Annotated in this window: 17 protein-coding genes; 10 read left to right on the top strand and 7 right to left on the bottom strand. The window is 60.9% G+C overall.

Translation table 11 applies throughout. From position 1 onward, the window contains the following. Positions 1-117 precede the first annotated feature (117 nt). Positions 118-1,329: an HDOD domain-containing protein gene (locus BFL40_RS03460; protein ID WP_071482861.1), complete on the top strand. Its 1,212-nt coding sequence runs from the start codon at positions 118-120 to the stop codon at positions 1,327-1,329. An 87-nt stretch (positions 1,330-1,416) separates the two neighbouring features. On the opposite strand, the gene BFL40_RS03455 is transcribed toward BFL40_RS03460, so the two are convergent. Then, positions 1,417-2,430, bottom strand: a complete 1,014-nt coding sequence (locus BFL40_RS03455) for a sensor domain-containing diguanylate cyclase (RefSeq protein ID WP_071482860.1) — start codon at positions 2,428-2,430, stop codon at positions 1,417-1,419. A 333-nt stretch (positions 2,431-2,763) separates the two neighbouring features. Further along, positions 2,764-3,948: a delta-9 fatty acid desaturase DesA gene (gene desA / locus BFL40_RS03450; RefSeq protein WP_071482496.1), complete on the bottom strand. Its 1,185-nt coding sequence runs from the start codon at positions 3,946-3,948 to the stop codon at positions 2,764-2,766. 166 nt (positions 3,949-4,114) lie between these two features. Here desA and dibA point away from each other — a divergent pair, with 166 nt between their 5' ends. From dibA to BFL40_RS03420, 6 genes are all read left to right on the top strand, one after another. Then, entirely contained in the window at positions 4,115-6,028 is a 1,914-nt protein-coding gene (dibA, locus tag BFL40_RS03445; RefSeq protein ID WP_071482497.1) for a phosphodiesterase DibA, read from the top strand. Between the two features lie 300 nt (positions 6,029-6,328). After that, positions 6,329-6,511 carry a sulfur starvation response protein OscA gene (gene oscA / locus BFL40_RS03440; protein ID WP_010565387.1) on the top strand — a complete coding sequence of 61 codons (183 nt, stop codon included), beginning with the start codon at positions 6,329-6,331 and terminating at the stop codon, positions 6,509-6,511. A gap of 79 nt (positions 6,512-6,590) precedes the next feature. After that, the gene (locus BFL40_RS03435; protein WP_016975030.1) at positions 6,591-7,601 is read left to right on the top strand and encodes a sulfate ABC transporter substrate-binding protein; all 1,011 of its coding nucleotides are present in this window, start codon (positions 6,591-6,593) and stop codon (positions 7,599-7,601) included. Positions 7,602-7,678: 77 nt separating this feature from the next. Next, positions 7,679-8,497: a sulfate ABC transporter permease subunit CysT gene (cysT, locus tag BFL40_RS03430; protein ID WP_071482498.1), complete on the top strand. Its 819-nt coding sequence runs from the start codon at positions 7,679-7,681 to the stop codon at positions 8,495-8,497. A gap of 13 nt (positions 8,498-8,510) precedes the next feature. Beyond that, positions 8,511-9,383, top strand: a complete 873-nt coding sequence (cysW, locus tag BFL40_RS03425; RefSeq protein WP_071482499.1) for a sulfate ABC transporter permease subunit CysW — start codon at positions 8,511-8,513, stop codon at positions 9,381-9,383. 3 nt (positions 9,384-9,386) lie between these two features. Further along, positions 9,387-10,367: a sulfate/molybdate ABC transporter ATP-binding protein gene (locus BFL40_RS03420; protein ID WP_071482500.1), complete on the top strand. Its 981-nt coding sequence runs from the start codon at positions 9,387-9,389 to the stop codon at positions 10,365-10,367. A gap of 53 nt (positions 10,368-10,420) precedes the next feature. On the opposite strand, the gene BFL40_RS03415 is transcribed toward BFL40_RS03420, so the two are convergent. Beyond that, positions 10,421-10,987, bottom strand: coding sequence for an Mpo1 family 2-hydroxy fatty acid dioxygenase (locus BFL40_RS03415; protein ID WP_071482501.1), 567 nt, complete (start codon positions 10,985-10,987; stop codon positions 10,421-10,423). Between the two features lie 83 nt (positions 10,988-11,070). Here BFL40_RS03415 and BFL40_RS03410 point away from each other — a divergent pair, with 83 nt between their 5' ends. Together BFL40_RS03410 and BFL40_RS03405 are read left to right on the top strand one after the other, a co-directional pair. Further along, positions 11,071-11,757, top strand: a complete 687-nt coding sequence (locus BFL40_RS03410) for a Crp/Fnr family transcriptional regulator (RefSeq protein ID WP_071482502.1) — start codon at positions 11,071-11,073, stop codon at positions 11,755-11,757. 38 nt (positions 11,758-11,795) lie between these two features. Next, positions 11,796-12,161 (top strand): response regulator, encoded by a 366-nt coding sequence (locus tag BFL40_RS03405; RefSeq protein ID WP_071482503.1) that lies wholly within the window; start codon positions 11,796-11,798, stop codon positions 12,159-12,161. An 88-nt stretch (positions 12,162-12,249) separates the two neighbouring features. Here the strand turns inward: BFL40_RS03405 and BFL40_RS03400 are convergent, their stop codons facing one another. Further along, positions 12,250-13,254, bottom strand: coding sequence for an AraC family transcriptional regulator (locus BFL40_RS03400; protein WP_071482504.1), 1,005 nt, complete (start codon positions 13,252-13,254; stop codon positions 12,250-12,252). Between the two features lie 100 nt (positions 13,255-13,354). Here BFL40_RS03400 and BFL40_RS03395 point away from each other — a divergent pair, with 100 nt between their 5' ends. Beyond that, on the top strand, positions 13,355-14,434 hold the full coding sequence (locus tag BFL40_RS03395) for a fatty acid desaturase (protein ID WP_071482505.1): 1,080 nt from the start codon (positions 13,355-13,357) through the stop codon (positions 14,432-14,434). Here the strand turns inward: BFL40_RS03395 and BFL40_RS03390 are convergent. The 3 genes from BFL40_RS03390 to BFL40_RS03380 are packed head-to-tail and all read right to left on the bottom strand — an operon-like array spanning position 14,406 to position 18,457. After that, positions 14,406-16,016: an arylsulfatase gene (locus BFL40_RS03390; protein WP_071482506.1), complete on the bottom strand. Its 1,611-nt coding sequence runs from the start codon at positions 16,014-16,016 to the stop codon at positions 14,406-14,408. The genes BFL40_RS03395 and BFL40_RS03390 overlap by 29 nt on opposite strands. Positions 16,017-16,046: 30 nt before the next feature. After that, the gene (locus tag BFL40_RS03385) at positions 16,047-16,862 is read right to left on the bottom strand and encodes an ABC transporter ATP-binding protein (protein WP_071482507.1); all 816 of its coding nucleotides are present in this window, start codon (positions 16,860-16,862) and stop codon (positions 16,047-16,049) included. Continuing rightward, entirely contained in the window at positions 16,859-18,457 is a 1,599-nt protein-coding gene (locus BFL40_RS03380; protein ID WP_071482508.1) for an ABC transporter permease, read from the bottom strand. Before BFL40_RS03380 ends, BFL40_RS03385 begins: the two co-directional genes overlap by 4 nt. Positions 18,458-18,565 lie beyond the last annotated feature (108 nt).

Genomic DNA, 18,565 nt, shown 5'->3' with positions numbered 1-18,565 from the left:
AAAAAAACCCGCCTCGGCGGGTTTTTTTGTGCCCGGTTCGGCACATTAAGGCCTTGTTCATTGTACGTAGGCGGCTTGATTGTCTAAGGTTGCAGGATTGCCGATGGAGCGTGCTGGATGACTGCTGTTGATTTACCGGCTGTACCCCGAGTTCTAATCGCTGAAGCGGACCCTTGGTCGCGGGATCTGCTCAAGCAAGTGTTGTTGAATGTGCGCTGCGACGCACGGCTGGATGTGTGTGCAGATGGGCAGCAAGCAGCCGAGCTGCTGCGAGAAAAAACCTACGACCTGATCCTGGCGGATTGGGAGCTTCCGGGCATCGATGGCCTGAGTCTACTGCGCAGTGTGCGCCAGAAGCGCCGCTCGCCCGCGCTGCCATTCATTCTGCTGAGCAGTCGCAATGACAGCGCCAGCGTGCGTGAGGCCTTGCCCCTGGCGCCTACGGCTTACCTGACCAGACCCCTGAACATGGAAGGCCTGACCCAGCGTCTGCAAGACCTGCTGCTCAACGAAGGCGAAACCGTGTATTGCGAGATTCCGCCGCTGGCACCCGGCATGACGTTACCGGTGTTCCTGGAGCGCCGCCGCGACACCTGCGACGGTGCGCCGTTGCGGGTCGACGTGAAGGCCGCCGTGCAACACAGCCTCGGGGATGATGGCCTGGACCTCAAGCGCCTGGAAGACCAGGTGCGCATGGACCCGCAAATCACCGCTGTGCTGATCGCCGCCGCCAACAGCGCCGGTTATCACGGCACGCCGGTGCAGACCCTGCAAGCGGCGTTGCACAAGCTGGTGGCCGGGCAGAGCATGAACCTGATCCTGGGCTTGGCCCTCAAACACAACGTGGTGTTGGGCGATCCGGCCCTGGTTGCCTACGCCGAGCGTCACTGGCAGTTGTCCGAGGACACCGCCGACTATGCTCGGCGCTTGGCACGTATGCTGGAATTGGACCACGAGCGCTGTTACAGCGCCGGCATCCTGCACCGATTGGGTGACTTGGCGTTGTTGCGCTGCCTGGAAGACTGGCGCCAGGGCGGCGGCGCGTTGGATGACGAAGCGATTGGTGAGTCCCTCTCCACCTTCGGCGCGGCCTATGGGTCGGCGTTGCGTGCGCGCTGGCGCCTGCCGTTGGAGCTGCGCCAACTGATCGCGGCGATCTATTCGCTCGAAGGCGGGGTGTATTCGCGAGAAGCGCTGGTGGTGAACCTGGCGGCGCAAATGGCACGCCTGACCGAACATGAAGGGTTGCAAGTACTGGCAGGGAGCAAGACTGCGCGCTTGTTGAAAGTCGGGTTGTCGGAGCTCACGCGGATTCGCAAAACCCCGTAGCAGCTGTCGAGCTATAGCGAGGCTGCGGTAGCCACACCGCCATTCTTATGCCAGGCACTGGACCGAGTCGCCCCGGACGCAGCCTCGCTAAAGCTCGTCAGTTGCTACGATAATTTGGTTTTTGCCCAGGCGCTTGGCCTCGTACATGGCGGCATCGGCCCGTGCGAACAGGCTGTCCAGGGTTGAGTCTTCTTCGCGCAGGCTGGCCAGCCCCTGGCTGATGGTCACGGTAAACCCCCACCCCTCATAGCTGAAACTCAGTGCCTGGATTTCCTTGCCCAGCCGTTCGGCCACCTGCAACGCCATTTCAGGCGCACAACCGGGCAGCACGGCGGCGAATTCTTCGCCGCCAATACGCCCGAACAGGTCGCCACGGCGCAATACCCCTCGACCGCTCTCGGCGATACGCCGCAACACCTGATCGCCCTCCAGATGGCCGTAGGTGTCGTTGACGTCCTTGAAGTCATCGATGTCCAGCAATAGAAATGCCAGCGGTGCGCCTTGGGCGTAAGCGCTGTCGAAGGCCAGGTTGGCGCATTCGAAAAAGTGCCGACGGTTGCTGCTCTGGGTCAGCACATCGGTGGTGGCGAGGCGATGCAACTCCAATTCCAACTGTTTCTTTTCGGTGATGTCTTCAGCCATGCCGACCACGATCATCGGCGCGCCGGGCTCCACGTGTTGGTTGATGTAGCACTTGTCGCTCAGCCAGCGAATCTGCCCGTCGGCGGTGATGATGCGGTACTCGCGGTCTTCCACGGCACCCAGTTCCAGCACACGGGCGAGACTCTGTTCGGCGTAGTCGAGGTCTTCGGGGTGAATGCTGTTGCGCCATTCCCGGTGATCAGCGAGCAGCAAACAGGCCGAACGGCCAAATACCCGTTCGTAGGCCGGGCTCACGTACAGCACGCGACGCGTTTCCCAATCGATAGCCCAGAGCACGGCATTCACACTGACCAGCAGCGAGCTTAGCAACTGCTCGCGCTCGCTCAACCTTTCGACTTCGCCCTGGGCGTGCATCAGCGCCAACAGGGTTGCCGCCGCGGCCGGACGCGGCGGCTCAGCTGTGGGGGCCTCGGGCAGGTAGGGCTTCTCGTGAACCATCGGTACAACTCTCTCTGGGCGCGCCGCAGGATGGAGCAGCGGTCACAACAAGGGGTCACCATGATGGCGAAGTGTTCATTGAGAGAGGGTAAATGCGGTGAAGTTCCGTCAATGGGATGACTAAGAAATGGCGTCAGAAATCGGTGCCAAGCCAAGCTCTGTGGGGGGATGGGCGTGGTGTGGCGAGCGGGCTTGCCCCGCGTTGGGCTGCGTAGCGGCCCCAAAACCAGGGCCAGAGGAATGCCTGATGCACCGCATTCGTCATTATTAGGGCCGCTTCGCAGCCCAACGCGGGGCAAGCCCGCTCGCCACATTGGGCGAGCGGGCACCCAGTCAGACCGCCGCGGGACGCAGTGAGTAGGTTTTCAATTGGTGGGCAAAATCGCGCAGGGACTGGATACCGCTGGCTTCGGCCTCGTGCACCCATTCCTTGATCGCGGCCAACATATCGTGGCCATTGGAGCTGGTCTTGAGCCAGATCTGTTGCAGCGCCAGACGCTTCTCGTAGATCACTTTCAGCGATTGGCTGTGTTCCAGCATGCTCTGGATACGCACATGGTGGCGGTCATCCAGCAAACTGGTTTCACGCGACAGCAGGCGCTTGGCACGGCGGAACTGGTGGCGTACCGAATGATCGACTTTCTCCAGCTCCTGCTTGACCAGCGGGCCGATGACCAACTTGCGGTACTGGGCCATGATCTGGAAGCGGTTGTTGAGAATCGCCATGGCGGTGTCCATGTCCAGATGGCCCTTGCCCTCCACGCGGTGGGCAATAGGCGCGACGCGCTGCACCTTGGCCAGGCGCAGGAAGCTGAACACCTTGATCCACGCCCAACCCAGGTCGAACTCCCATTTTTTCACCGACAGCTTGGCCGAGTTGGGGTAGGTGTGGTGGTTATTGTGCAGCTCTTCGCCGCCGACGATGATGCCCCACGGCACCAGGTTGGTCGCTGCGTCACGGCATTCGAAGTTGCGATAGCCCACGGCATGGCCCAGGCCGTTGATCACGCCGGCAGCCCAGAAGGGAATCCACATCATCTGGATCGCCCAGATGGTGATGCCGATGGTGCCGAACAGCAGCAGGTCGATCACGCCCATGATCGCCACGCCCAGCAGCGGGTAGGGCGTGTAGATTTTGCGTTCGATCCAGTCGTCCGGGCAGTTCTTGCCGTAGATACGCAGGGTCTCGGGGTTTTCCGCCTCGGCACGGTACAGCTCGGCACCTTTGCGCAGCACGGTGGACAGACCTTTAATGACCGGGCTGTGCGGGTCGTCGACGGTTTCGCATTTGGCGTGGTGTTTGCGGTGGATGGCGGTCCACTCGCGGGTGTTCTGCGCCGTGGTCAGCCACAGCCAGAAGCGGAAGAAGTGTTTCAGGCCGGCGTTAAGCTCCAGGGAGCGGTGGGCTGAATAACGGTGCAGATAGACGGTGACCCCAACGATGGTCACGTGGGTCATCAACAGCGTGACTGCCACCAGTTGCCAGGCTGACAGGTCAAGAAAACCGTTGTACCACATAGGCTGTATGGCCCTCAGATAAAGAAAAAAACAGCTCACGCATTATCACTAAGCCCACAGATAAAACCAGCCACCCTTTCAGATAGGAGTGACTGGATGTTTCTTATTCTATAATCCGCAGCCTTTGTAGGGCGATGCTGTTTTTTTGGTAAGGATTACTGACCATATGCTGTTTTCATACCGAGGTGCCCTACGTACGGGGCTGGTATACCTGCTGGTTTCCATTGTGTGGCTCCAGCTCAGCAACCAACTATTGATCAACTTTCTCGATGAGCCGCAGGAGTTAGGGCACTGGCTGCAGATACGCGGCTATGTTTGGGTGGCCCTCAGCGCGCTGGCTATTTATCTGATGTGCGCCCGTTTTGCTCGTGCCCATCAACTGCAACAACCCTTGAAAGAAAACCGCGAGCGCCTGCAACAGGCTGCTGCCGTGTTTGATTGCACCCGCGAAGGGGTGCTGGTCACCGACGCCCAGGGGCTGATCGTGCACGTCAACCGGGCGTTTATGGAGATCACCGGCTATCGCCGCGAAGACGTCATCGGGGAGCGGCCAAGTCTGTTCAAATCAGGGCGCCATTCGTCGAATTTTTACCAGCAAATGTTTCAGACCCTGGGAAGCACGGGTGAATGGAGCGGCGAAATCTGGAACCGACGCAAAAGCGGTGAAATTTATCCACAGTGGCAAACCATCCGCGTGATCCACGATGATCAAGGCAACGTCAGCCATTACGTCGCGGTGTTTTCCGATATCAGCGCCATCAAGGATTCCGAGCACGAGCTGGCGCATCTCGCTCACCACGACCCGCTGACCGACCTGCCCAACCGCCTGTTGTTCACCGACCGCGCCGAGCAGGCACTGGCCTCGGCGCAAGCGCACAAACGCGGCTGCGCTTTGCTGTTGCTGGACTTGGATCACTTCAAAATCATCAACGACAGCCTCGGTCATAACGTCGGCGACCAGTTGCTCAAGGTAGTCGGCGAGCGGCTCAAAGGCCTGTTCGGCTCCGGAGTGACCCTGGCACGCCTGGGTGGGGACGAATTCGCGGTGCTGGCGGAAAGTTGTCCACAAGTGGTGCAGGCGGCCGCACTGGCACAACGCATTCTTGATGCAATGAAGCAGCCGTTCATTTTTGACGGCCATCAACTGTTTATCAGCGTCAGCGTTGGTATCAGCCTGTTCCCCAGCGACGCCCTGAGCGCCGAGCAACTGCTGCGCAACGCGGATTCCGCGCTATTCAAGGCCAAGAGCGCCGGTCGTGAAGGCTATGCGTTGTACACCGAAGAGCTGACGGCTCACGCCCAGAACCGCGTGGAAATCGCCGGTGAACTGCGTCGTGCCCTCGATCAGCAAGAGCTGCGCGTCTATTACCAACCCGTGCATGACCTGCAAGGCAGCCGCCTGATTGGCGTCGAAGCGCTGGTGCGCTGGCAACACCCGGGGCGCGGTCTGGTGCCGCCTGGCGAATTTATCCCCATCGCTGAGCGCACCGGGCTGATTGCCGACATCGACGCCTGGGTCATGGATCAGGCCTGCCGCCAGATGTGCCAATGGCTGGCTGACGGTGTGCCACTGAGCTTTATTGCCGTTAATGTCTCCAGCCGTTTGTTTGCCCGGCGCGAGCTGTACGAGCAAGTCGCCCAAGTGCTGCACGCTACCGGCCTTGATCCGGCCTTCCTTGAACTGGAGGTCACCGAAAGCGCGGTGATGCACGACCCCGAAGTGGCCCTTGAGCAGATGCACCGCCTACGTGAGCTTGGCATACGCCTGGCCATCGACGACTTCGGCACCGGCTATTCCTCGCTGCTGCGCCTCAAGCGCTTGCCGGTACAGAAGCTCAAGATTGACCAGGGCTTTGTCGCCGGGTTGCCGTGGGATGAGGATGACGCGGCTATCGTGCGTGTAGTGATTGCTCTGGCCAAAAGCATGGGCATGCAGGTGCAAGCAGAAGGCATTGAGCAGATGGACCAGGCGCGGTTCCTGTTGGATCAGGAGTGCGATATGGGGCAGGGGTATTGGTTTGGGCGGCCGATGCCGGCTCAGGAGATTGATTGGGCGAGGGCGCCCGCCATCCGAATTTGAAATGCGCTCAAAATGTGGGAGCGGGCTTGCCCGCGATGAGGGACTTTCAGTCGAAATATACAGTGCCTGACACACCGCCATCGCGGGCAAGCCCAGCTCCCACAGGGTTCAGCAGTGACCATGTATCAGTATTTTCACGCTGAAACCCCTCGCAACCCCACGTCCTGCCAGAAAATTCTTTCTGGTTATATAAACATTCTTAAATAGTATTTTTAAGAATATCCCCGCTTATCTACTATCGCCCTCACGCCACAAGCAGTGCCGCCACTGCGAGGCACTATTCATTTCAGGAGCGAGACCATGAGCGCATCTCTACGTAGCGTCGACGGCCAGGACGAAGCAGCTATTTTGCGTGAGATCCAGAGCGCCTTGCGCGATCTGCGGTTTGGCGCGGTGGAAATCACTGTGCACAACGCCCAAGTGGTTCAGATCGAACGCAAAGAAAAATTCCGTTTGCAGAACCCAGGTAACAAACCGGCTTAAGCACCACCGGCGATTCGCATGCTAGCTAGACCCGCAACTATAAGAAAAAGCCAACACCCAAGAATTTCAGGAGCCTTCTATGTCGTCGATTCGCCGTTACGCCCTGGCTGCACTGGCCAGTGCCGTGTTTGCCGGTTCCGCCGTTGCCAAGGACTACGAGTTGCTCAACGTCTCGTACGACCCTACCCGTGAGCTGTACCAGGACTACAACGCTGAGTTCACCAACTTCTGGAAACAGTCGCACCCAGGTGACAACGTCAAGATCCAGCAATCCCACGGTGGTTCGGGCAAACAAGGCCGGGCGGTGATCGACGGCCTGCGCGCCGACGTAGTGACCCTGGCCCTGGCCGGCGACATCGACGAAATCGCCAAGTTGGGTAAGACCTTGCCGGAAAACTGGCAAACCCGTCTGCCGGACGCCAGCACCCCGTACACCTCGACCATCGTGTTCCTGGTGCGCAAGGGCAACCCTAAAGGCATCAAGGATTGGGGCGATCTGATCAAGAAAGACGTCTCGGTGATTACCCCGAACCCGAAAACCTCCGGCGGTGCACGCTGGAACTTCCTCGCCGCCTGGGCCTACGGCCTGAAAGCCGGTGGCAGCGAAGCCAAGGCCCAGGAATACGTGAAAGAGCTGTTCAAACACGTGCCTGTGCTGGACACCGGTGCTCGCGGCTCGACCATCACCTTCGTCAACAACGGTCAAGGTGACGTGTTGCTGGCTTGGGAAAACGAAGCCTTTCTGGCCCTGAAAGAAGATGGCGGCGCTGACAAGTTCGACATCGTCGTGCCTTCCCTGTCGATCCTGGCCGAGCCGCCGGTGGCCGTGGTCGACAAGAACGCCGAGAAAAAGGGCAACACCGAGATCGCGACTGAATACCTGAAACACCTGTACAGCCCGGCTGGCCAGGAGATTGCGGCGAAGAACTTCTACCGCCCACGCGATGCAAAAGTTGCCGCCAAATACGCTCAGCAGTTCCCGAAACTGGACCTGGTGACTATCGACAAAGACTTCGGCGGCTGGAAAACTGCCCAACCGAAATTCTTCAATGACGGTGGCGTGTTCGACCAGATCTACACGGCGCAGTAAGCCGTGAACTAAGCAGCCCACAGAGCCCGCATTCACCTGCGGGCTTTGCGTGTCCGTTCCGCTAACCAAGGACTCTTATGTCGCGTCGTATTTCCCCCGTCATACCCGGCTTCGGGCTGACGCTGGGCTACACCGTGGTGTACCTCAGCCTGATCGTACTCATCCCCCTCGCGGCGATGTTTGTACATGCCGCTCAACTCACCTGGGAACAGTTCTGGGCCATCATTTCCGCCCCGCGCGTGCTGGCGGCGTTGAAACTGAGCTTCGGCACGGCGTTGTACGCCGCGATCATCAACGGTGTGATCGGCACGCTGCTGGCCTGGGTGCTGGTGCGCTATACCTTCCCCGGCCGCAAGATCATCGATGCGATGATCGACTTGCCGTTCGCGCTGCCCACCGCCGTCGCCGGTATCGCGCTGACCGCGTTGTACACACCCAACGGTCTGGTCGGCCAGTTTGCTGCGGACTTGGGCTTCAAGATCGCCTACACCCCGTTGGGCATCACCCTGGCACTGACCTTCGTCACGCTGCCATTCGTGGTGCGCACGGTGCAGCCGGTACTGGCCGATATCCCCCGGGAAATCGAAGAAGCCGCTGCCTGCCTGGGCGCCAAGCCGTTGCAGGTATTCCGCTACATCCTCGTCCCCGCGTTGCTACCCGCCTGGCTGACCGGCTTTGCGCTGGCCTTCGCCCGCGGTGTCGGCGAGTATGGTTCGGTGATTTTCATCGCCGGCAACATGCCGATGAAAACCGAGATCCTGCCGCTGCTGATCATGGTCAAACTCGACCAGTACGACTACCGCGGCGCCACCTCTATCGGCGTGCTGATGCTGGTGGTTTCCTTTGTCCTGCTGCTGCTGATCAACTTGTTGCAGCGGCGCATCGAACGTCCATAAGGAGGCGCGGAACATGTCCCAATCGTCTATTTCCGCCGCGTCCTCGGCCAACGCTGCCCGTCGTGGCAGCGCGGTGTCCCGACGCATCCTGATCAGCCTTGGCTGGCTGGTGTTCGCGCTGTTCCTGCTACTGCCGCTGCTGATCGTGGTGACCCAGGGCTTGAAGAATGGCCTCGGCGCGTTCTTCACGGCGATCCTCGAACCCGACGCGCTGTCGGCGCTGAAACTCACGGTGATCGCCGTGGCGATTTCAGTGCCGCTCAACGTGGTGTTCGGGGTCAGCGCCGCCTGGTGCGTGAGCAAGTACTCGTTCCGTGGCAAGAGCATCCTGGTGACGCTGATCGACCTGCCGTTCTCGGTATCGCCAGTGATCGCAGGTTTGGTCTATGTGCTGATGTTCGGCGCCCAGGGTTTCTTCGGCCCATGGCTGCAAGCGCATGACATCCAGATCGTGTTCGCCTTGCCCGGCATCGTGCTGGCGACCATCTTCGTCACCGTGCCCTTCGTAGCCCGTGAGCTGATCCCGCTGATGCAGGAACAGGGCACCCAGGAAGAAGAGGCAGCGCGCCTGCTGGGCGCCAATGGCTGGCAGATGTTCTGGCATGTGACCGTGCCGAACATCAAATGGGGCCTGATCTACGGCGTGGTGTTGTGTACTGCACGGGCGATGGGTGAGTTCGGCGCGGTGTCGGTGGTGTCCGGCCACATTCGCGGCGTGACCAATACCCTGCCGCTGCACGTCGAGATTCTCTACAACGAATACAACCACGTTGCCGCGTTTGCGGTGGCGAGTCTGTTGCTGATCCTGGCGCTCTTCATCCTGCTGCTCAAGCAGTGGAGCGAGAACCGTATAAATCGCCTGCGCGCCGGTGCGGCTGAGGAATAAGTCATGTCGATCGAAGTCCGTAATGTCAGCAAGAATTTCAACGCCTTCAAGGCCCTGAACAGCATCAATCTGGATATCCAGAGTGGCGAGCTGGTGGCGTTGCTCGGCCCGTCCGGCTGCGGCAAGACCACCTTGCTGCGCATCATCGCCGGCCTGGAAACCCCGGATGCCGGCAGCATCGTGTTCCACGGTGAAGACGTGTCCGGCCACGACGTGCGTGATCGCAACGTCGGTTTTGTGTTCCAGCACTACGCGCTGTTCCGCCACATGACCGTGTTCGACAACGTCGCCTTCGGCCTGCGCATGAAGCCGAAAAACCAGCGCCCGACTGAAAGCCAGATCGCGAGCAAGGTTCACGAACTGCTGAACATGGTGCAATTGGATTGGCTGTCCGATCGCTACCCGGAGCAACTCTCCGGTGGCCAGCGCCAGCGTATCGCGCTGGCCCGTGCACTGGCGGTAGAACCAAAAGTGTTGCTGCTGGACGAACCGTTCGGCGCCCTCGACGCCAAGGTGCGTAAAGAGCTGCGCCGCTGGCTGGCGCGCCTGCACGAAGACATCAACCTGACCTCGGTGTTCGTGACTCACGACCAGGAAGAGGCCATGGAAGTCGCCGACCGTATCGTGGTGATGAACAAGGGTGTGATCGAGCAGATCGGCTCACCGGGTGAAGTCTACGAAAACCCGGCCAGCGACTTTGTTTACCACTTCCTCGGTGATTCGAACCGTCTGCACCTGGGTGAAGACAACCACGTGTTGTTCCGTCCGCATGAAGTGTCGCTGTCGCGCCATGAACTGGAAGATCACCATGCGGCTGAGGTGCGGGATATCCGCCCACTCGGTGCAACGACTCGGGTGACCTTGAAGGTCGAAGGCCAAAGCGAGCTGATCGAAGCCGAAGTGGTGAAAGACCACGACAGCCTGACCGGCCTGGCCCGTGGCGAGACCCTGTTCTTCAAACCCAAGGTGTGGCAAAAAGCCTGACATAAAGATCGTTCCCACGCTCCGCGTGGGAACGCCTCTTGTGACGCTCTGCGTCACGCTTTGGGACGCGGAGCGTCCTGGGCTGCATGCCCACGCAGAGCGTGGGAACGATCAACCCGGCGAGCCGCCGGCCCGGACCGCGCCTCAATTTGCTGTTTCAAATCCCCCCGCAACCCCACCAGAAACGCCAACTCAGCCACCACAAACAGCGGCCCGACGATAAGCCCCGACACGTCATCCACAAACGCCGGCTTTTTACCTTCGTAGTAGTGCCCGACAAACTGAATCACCCAGCCCACCACAAACATCCCGATGCCGCTGCTGAGCCACACCATTGTGCTTTGCGCCGCCAGCACATGCCCCGCCCATACCGACAAGCCCATCAGCACCGTCATCAGCACGCCCAGCGCCAGTTCCAGGCGCAGGTAAAACCACGCCGAAAACAGCGCCAAAATCACTGCCGGCGAGAGCCAGAGCCCGCCCACCGCCCATTCGGGGCGTGATAGCAGCACCGCCACGGCCACCACAATCAGCGGGATGCCGATAAAGTGGCTGGCAATATTGCGCGGGTCGCGGTGGTAGGCGGCGTATTGACTGAGGTGGTCGACGAGGCTTTTCATTGTTGTTCCTCCTGTAGGATGTTTGATCATGCCCTGTCAGCCTGCGACTGACTGTCAGCTGGGCGACAATCTTCGGAGTTCTCATGGACGCAGAGAAATGGCACCCACAGCTGGCCACCGGTCATTGGTTCAGCCACCTGCCTGTAGCGTTTCAGAATAGCTTGCTGGCCCAGGCCCGGCTGCGGCAGCTGACGGCGGGGCAATACCTGTTCAAACGCGGCGACCCGCCCTGTGGCTTGTATGCGGTGCTCGACGGCAGCCTGCGCATCAGCGCGGTGAATGAGCACGGCAAGGAAGCGATATTGAGCCTGGTGGAGTTGCCTTACTGGTTCGGCGAAATTTGCCTGTTCGACGGCTTACCGCGTACCCATGACGCCTGCGCCGTGGGGTCGTGCACGCTGTTGCAGGTGCCGCAGCAGGCACTGCTGAGCATTCTCGATGAAACCCCGCAGTATTGGCGCGACCTGGCGTTGCTGATGAGCCAGAAACTGCGCCTGAGCTTTATCAACATCGAGCAACTGAGCCTGATGCCTGCGTCGGTTCGATTGGCCCATCGGTTATTGATGATCGTTGAAGGCTATGGCGACATCGAACACTCGCGCCGCGTGCTGCAACTGCCCCAGGAAGACCTGGCGGCGATGTTGAGCCTGTCGCGCCAGACTGCCAATGCGTTGCTCAAGGACCTGCAAGCTCAAGGCGTCGTGCGTTTGGGCTATGGCGAGATTGAGATTCTCGACATACAGCGGCTGCGTGAGGCGGCGCACACCTGAGAGTGTTAGCCTGCATGCCTGATTAATCGAGGTGTGTTATGCGCGTGCTGTTAGTGGAACATGAATCCGACGAGGCGCTGCGGATGGCCCAAGGCTTGAACGAGGCCAGCTACACCGTGGAAGTCGCGGCCAATGGCATGGCGGCGTTGCGCTTTGTTGAAAGCACCGAGTACGACCTGGTGATCCTGGATGTGATGCTGCCCGGGTTGAATGCCTGGAAGTTGCAGCAGGCGATTCGGTTGAAGGGTGAAACGCCGGTGTTGTTCTTGACCACGCCGGGCGGGATTGAGGACCGCTTGCGCGGGTTGGAGCTGCATGAGGATGATTATTTGCTCAAGCCGTTTGAGGCCAAGGCATTAGTGGCACGGGTTAAGAAATTATTGCGGCGCGATCGTGCGCGCTGATTGATTTGGCGCCATCGCAGGCAAGCCAGCTCCCACATTTGAGCCGGGCTTGCCCGCGATATGGCCCTCATAACCACCACAAATCCATCTATCGCAACCCATCCCGAAATTGCCCTGGCGTGATCCCCGTCCACCGCTTGAATGCCCGATTAAAACTGCTGGTATCGGCAAACCCCAGCAAATGACTGACTTCGGCCAACGAACACTGTGGGTCTCGCAGGTGCAACAACGCCAAATTCTCCCGGCACTCATTAAGCAACGCATCAAACCGACACCCTTCATCCGCCAGATGCCGCTGCAAGCTGCGCAGGCTCAGGTGCAGCGCCTGGGCAACCCGTTCGGCACTCGGCTCGCCATCCGGCAGTTGCGCCTCAATGACCCTGCGCACCTTGCGCTCCCAGGTCAGCGGTTGCAGTTGGGCGAGGGTGCGCTTGAGCACGGTTTCATTGTGTTCGGCCAACTCCGGGTTGGCGTCATCCAGATGGCTGTCGAAGTCATGGGCCGCAAATTCCAGCCGATCTTCTTGGGCACCAAAAAACACCGGCGCACGAAACACGCTGTGCCATGGCTTGGGATCAGCCGGTTCCGGCCGCTGCAAGTACACCGCCAGCGGCGCATAGTCGCGGCCTAGACGGTTGCGGCAGGTGCGCACGTAGATCGCCGCAAACGCATCGATGGCCTCTCGCGCCGGCGCCGGGCTCCCCGTGGGTTGCAGCAGGCGAAAACGATAGCGCTCGCCGTCTCGACTAAGCTCCAGCGTCAGGGCATCGCTGACCACCTGGTGATAGCGCACGATGCGCTCGAACACTTCGCGCAAACTGCCGCTGGCCACTAGGGCATAGCCCAGCGCATGAAAGGTGGTGGGGCTGACAAACCGCGACACTCGCAAACCAATCGCCGGATCGCCGCTGGCCTGTACCGCCAGCTCCCACAGGCGCGTGGTAGCGGACAACGGGTAGCGCGCGTTGGGGTCGTCCATCAGTTGCGGGTCGAGCCCGGCCTGGGCGCACAGCGCCGCGCTGTCGAGGTCCAGGGCGTCGAGCTGTTTGCGCAAGGCGCGGGTCCAGCTGGCGAGGGAGGTGGGTTCAGTCATGGCGATTGGCGCTTGCGGTCAACAGGTTGGCGTCCGGAGCTAGCGTCCTGCCGGATCGCTTGGGGCAGGATAGACACATCAATAACCAGAGGATGGAAGCATGGACGGTACTTCTGCAAGTCCCCAACAGATGAACGCGCAACAACGTTCAGCGCAAATCCGTGAAGTGGTGCTGGCCGAAGGCGTCAGGTTGCGCCAGCAACACCCCTGGCTGCTGCATCAGGACGCGCTGGGCGCGGGCATCCTGGCGTTTGCGTTAGTCGGCATGCTCGGCTCGGCGGCCCTCTACATCACCGGGCATATGGCGTGGTGGGCCTGCCTGTTGCTCAACGCCTTCCTCGCCTCGCTGACCCACGAATTGGAACACGACCTGATCCACAGCATGTACTTTCGCAAACAGCGCGTGCCGCACAACCTGATGATGGGGCTGGTGTGGCTGGCGAGGCCGAGCACCATCAACCCGTGGATACGTCGCCATTTGCACCTTAACCATCACAAGGTTTCCGGCACCGAGACCGATATGGAAGAGCGCGCCATCACCAACGGTGAGCCCTGGGGCTTCGCGCGTTTGCTGATGGTGGGCGATAACGTGATGTCGGCGTTTATTCGCATGCTGCGCGCCAAGACCTGGAACCACAAACTCAAGATTCTCAAGCGCTCGCTGCTGGTGTATGCGCCGCTGGCGTTGCTGCATTGGGGCGCGTGGTATGTGTTTCTCGGCTTCCATGCGGCGAATGGCATCGCCAGCCTGATGGGCACGCCGATTGAATGGTCCGCCGGCACCTTACAGATGATGCAGGTGATCGATATCGCCGCCGTGGTGATCATCGGCCCCAACGTGCTGCGCACCTTTTGCCTGCACTTTGTCAGCTCCAACATGCACTACTACGGCGATGTGGAGCTGGGCAATGTGATCCAGCAAACCCAGGTGCTCAACCCGTGGTGGATGTGGCCGTTGCAAGCGTTCTGCTTCAACTTCGGCAGCACCCACGGCATCCACCATTTTGTGGTGAAGGAGCCGTTTTACATCCGGCAGATGACGGCCAAGGTGGCGCACAAAGTGATGGCGCAGATGGGTGTGCGCTTCAATGATTTCGGCACGTTCGCCCGGGCCAATCGACTTGAGCGCCAGGAGCGCCCCGACGCCCAGCTCAATCCGGCTGAAACGGCGATGCGCTGAGTATCACGCCGGTTTCGTCCACGTACTGCTGCCAGTGGCCGATCAACGTCGCCAGTTTGTCCGGGTGGCTCAAGGCCAAGTCATGGATCTCTCCCGGATCTTGGCCCAAGTCATACAGCTGCCAAGTCGCCGGCCCCACAGGGCCGGGGATGTACACGGCTTTCCACTGACCCTGGCGAATCGCGCGGCGGCCGAACAGCTCCCAGCCGGTGACGGTGTGCTCGTCGTGCACCTCGGCGGTTTCGCCGGACAAGAAGCCCAGCCACGACTTACCCCGCAACGGTGCCACCGGCTTGCCGCGCCACTGTTTCCCAGGGTGGCGCACACCGGCCAAATCCAGAATAGTCGGCGTGATATCCATCACCGTGCCAAACCCGTGACTGATGCGACCCTTGAGCGACAGCCGGGGGTAGTGCACCAGCGCTGGCACGCGAATTCCGCCCTCAGTGGTAAACGCCTTGAACAGCCGTGACGGCGCGGTCGCCACCTGCGCCCACGACGGGCCATACCAGACGTAGGAGTTGGCGCGCCCGATGTTCTCCAGGCGGTTGTCGTAATGCTGGTTCAGGTAGGTCAGCAGTTCTGGCCCGAACTTGGGGAAAGCTTCCAGCAGCGCACCTTCCGCGCCGTTGTCGGACATGAACACAATGAAGGTGTTATCCAGTTGCCCCTGCTTGCGCAGGTACTCCACCACCCGACCGATGTTCCAGTCCATGCGCTCGACCATCGCCGCATACACTTCCATCGCCCGCGCCGACACTTGGCGCTGTTCGTCACTCAAGGCGGCCCATTGGGTGTTCAGTTCGATCAGCGGATGCGGCTCCACATCGGCGTCGATCAGCCCCAGTGCCTTGAGTTTTTCCAGGCGCTCCAGGCGCAGCACTTCGGGGCCTGCGTCGTAGCGGCCACGGTATTTATCGACGATGTCCGCGGGGGCCTGCAACGGCCAATGCGGCGCGGAAAACGGCAAGTAGGCGAAGAACGGCCGCGCCTGGTCGCGCTCCTTGAGGTACTGCAGCAGCTTGTCGCCAAACGCATCCGATGAGTAGAAACCCTCTGGCAGTTGCTCGACGAAGGTGTCGTCCTCGATGTACAGCGCCGGGGTGGACTTGAGCAGGCCGGGCGTCGTGTCATCGTAGGTCGGCTCGAAACCATAGTGGTTGGCCGCCCCCGGCAACAGCGAGAACGAACGCTCGAAGCCACGGGCATGCGGCGCCAGTTCGGCGGTCAGGCCCAGGTGCCATTTGCCGCTCATCAAGGTCTGGTAACCGGCCTCGCGCAGCAGTTCCGGCAGGGCTACCACCTTATCGTTGAGGTAGCCCTCGTAACCGGGTTTGCCGATCAGCTCCGGGGTCAGTGCCTCGGCCATGGTGCCGATACCGGCGATATGGTGGTCGGTGCCGGTCAGCAGCATTGAGCGGGTGGGTGAGCAGGTGGGTGCGGTGTGAAAGTCGGTCAGGCGCAGGCCGTTCAGCGCCAGGGCGTCGAGGTGCGGCGTGGAGATTTCCCCGCCAAACGCGCCGAGGTCGGAGAAACCCATGTCATCGGCCAGGATCACAAGGAAATTGGGACGTTGCGGCATTAAGGCACTCCTTTTCTGGCAGGCGGTTTTTTAGCAGGCAATGAAGGCCAGCGGCAGGTCGCGGATCTGCTCGCGCAGCGGCGGCTGGTAGTGGTCGTCGCTGATCAGTTCGTGCAGCAGTTCTTCGCGCAATTGGTGGAATTCGAAACTGCTGCGCTGGCGCGGATGGGGTAGGGCGATGTCCACCACTTGCTTGATCCGCCCGGGGCGGGGCTCCATCACCACCACACGGTCGGCGAGGAAAATCGCCTCTTCCACATCGTGGGTCACCAGCACCGTGGTGATCTTGGCGCGAGCGCGGATTGCCAACAGTTCGTCCTGCATCTGTTGGCGGGTCAATGCATCGAGGGCGCCGAACGGCTCGTCCAACAACAGAATGCGTGGGCTCGCCACCAAACCACGGGCAATCGCCACCCGTTGCGCCATGCCGCCGGACAGTTGATGCGGATAAGCGCGGGTGAAGTCAGTGAGGCCTACCAGCTCGATAAAATCGCTGATGCGCCGGTTGCGCTCGGCTTCGCTTAGCGGCTCGTTGACCAGGCCCAGGCCGATGTTCTCCGCCACCGTCAGCCAGGGGAACAAACGGTGTTCCTGGAACACAATGCCACGCTCGCCACCGATGCCGCTGACGGCTTTGCCGTCGACTTGGATCTCGCCGCGAAACTGCGTATCAAGGCCCACCAGCAGACGCAGCAGGGTGGATTTACCGCAACCGCTGGAGCCGACGATAGCGACAAATTCGCCCTCGGCAATCTCCAGGTTGAATTCACGAATGGCCTCCAGTTCGAAGCCGTCGACATCGAAGGTCTTGCCCACATGGTTGAAGCTGACGATAGGTGCGTTCATGCGTGTCTCCAGCGGGTGGCGCGGGTTTCGATGCGTTGGCCGATAAGGTTGAGGGCTGCGCCGGTAAGGCCGACCAAGAGCATGCCGCTCATGATCAGGTCCATGCGCAGCAGTTGTTGGGCGCCGATCATCAGGCTGCCGATACCGCCGTTGGACGGCATGAAATATTCCGCGCCGATGGTGCCCAGCCAGGCATAGATCAGGCTCAGGCGCAGGCCGGCGAAAATGCCCGCTGCGGCGCCTGGCAACACCAGTCGCCGTAGCCGTTGGAACAGGTTCAGGCGCAGCACTTGCGCCGCCTCGCGCAGCTGCGGCGACAGGTTCAGCACGCTGCGTTGGGTGGCGATAAACAACGGGAAGAAGGCGGCGAGGGCGATAAACACCCATTTAGCCAATTCGCCCAGGCCAAACCAGGCGGTGAGCAACGGCACCCAGGCAAAAATCGCGATCTGGCGCAGCGCGGCCAGGGTCGGGCCGAGTACCCGCTCACTGCGCCGCGACAGCCCCAGCCACAGCCCCATGACGAAGCCCAAGCCGCCGCCCAGAATCAACCCACCCAAGGTGCGCCCGAGGCTTTTGCCAAGGGCGCCGCAAAGGCTGCCATCCAAGACGCCCGCTGCGGTGGTTTGCAGCACCGCCCACGGGCTGACCAGAATGTTCGGGTCGACCCAACCGTGGTGTGTCGCTGTTTGCCACAGCGCGAACAACAGCAGCGGTGGCAACCACGGTTGCAGGTGCTGCCAGCCTTGATAGCGCGGGCCGCGACGAATCTGCGCGGTGGCCGGGTGCGGCCAGTGCACCCATTTGCGGTCCAGCCAGCCGATGCCGCGATCCATCACCACACCCAGTACGCCGATGACCACGATGCACACGAAAACGATATCGAGCATGAACAACTGCCGCGCCCACACCATCAGGTAGCCGATGCCTTCGCTGGAGGCCAGCAACTCCACCGCCAGCAACGACGTCCATCCGGCTGCCAGCGCCAGGCGCACCCCGGCCATGAATGCCGGCAGCGCGGCGGGCAGGATCAGGCGGCGAATCAAAAGGTGAGTGGGCAGGCGCAGCACGCGTGCGGCTTCACGCAAATTGGGCTGGGCGTCGCGCACGCCCACCAGGGTATGCAGGGTGACCGGCACCACAATCGCCTTCACCAGCACTACCAGTTTCAAGGTTTCGCCAATGCCGAAAAACACCATGAACAGCGGGATCCAGGCCAGGGTCGGCACTTGCGACAGCGCGCTGAACGTCGGGAATATCAGGCGCTCGGCCCGTGCACTGAAACCCAACAGAGCACCGAGTAAAGCCCCGGCGCCGATACCGGCCAGCAACCCCCAGAACAAGCGTTGCAAGCTGATCGCCAGGTGGCTCCACAACTCGCCGCCAGCCAACTCCACCGCGCTGCTCCATACCAGCGACGGCGGCGGCAGAATCTGTTCGCTCATCCAATGATTGCGACTGGCCAGCCACCACAGCGCAAACAGCGCCAGCGGCAGCAGCCACGGCAGTAGGCGCTCGCCCAGCTTCGGCCAGCGCGGCGCAGTGCCGTTGGAGGGGGCCGCGAGAGGTAGGCTCAAAAGTGAAATTCGGGCCATGGAGGACCTCCGTTGTCGCCGAGGGCGTTATGTGATTTTGATCTTATAAAAACGTAATCAAGATGATTGAGGGATAAGAAAAGTCATTTAAAGCCGCAGCTCAATGCG

The sequence above is a fragment of the Pseudomonas costantinii genome (assembly GCF_001870435.1).
GTDB classification, from domain to species: domain Bacteria; phylum Pseudomonadota; class Gammaproteobacteria; order Pseudomonadales; family Pseudomonadaceae; genus Aquipseudomonas; species Aquipseudomonas costantinii.
This window is presented reverse-complemented; position numbering and strand designations above follow the sequence as displayed.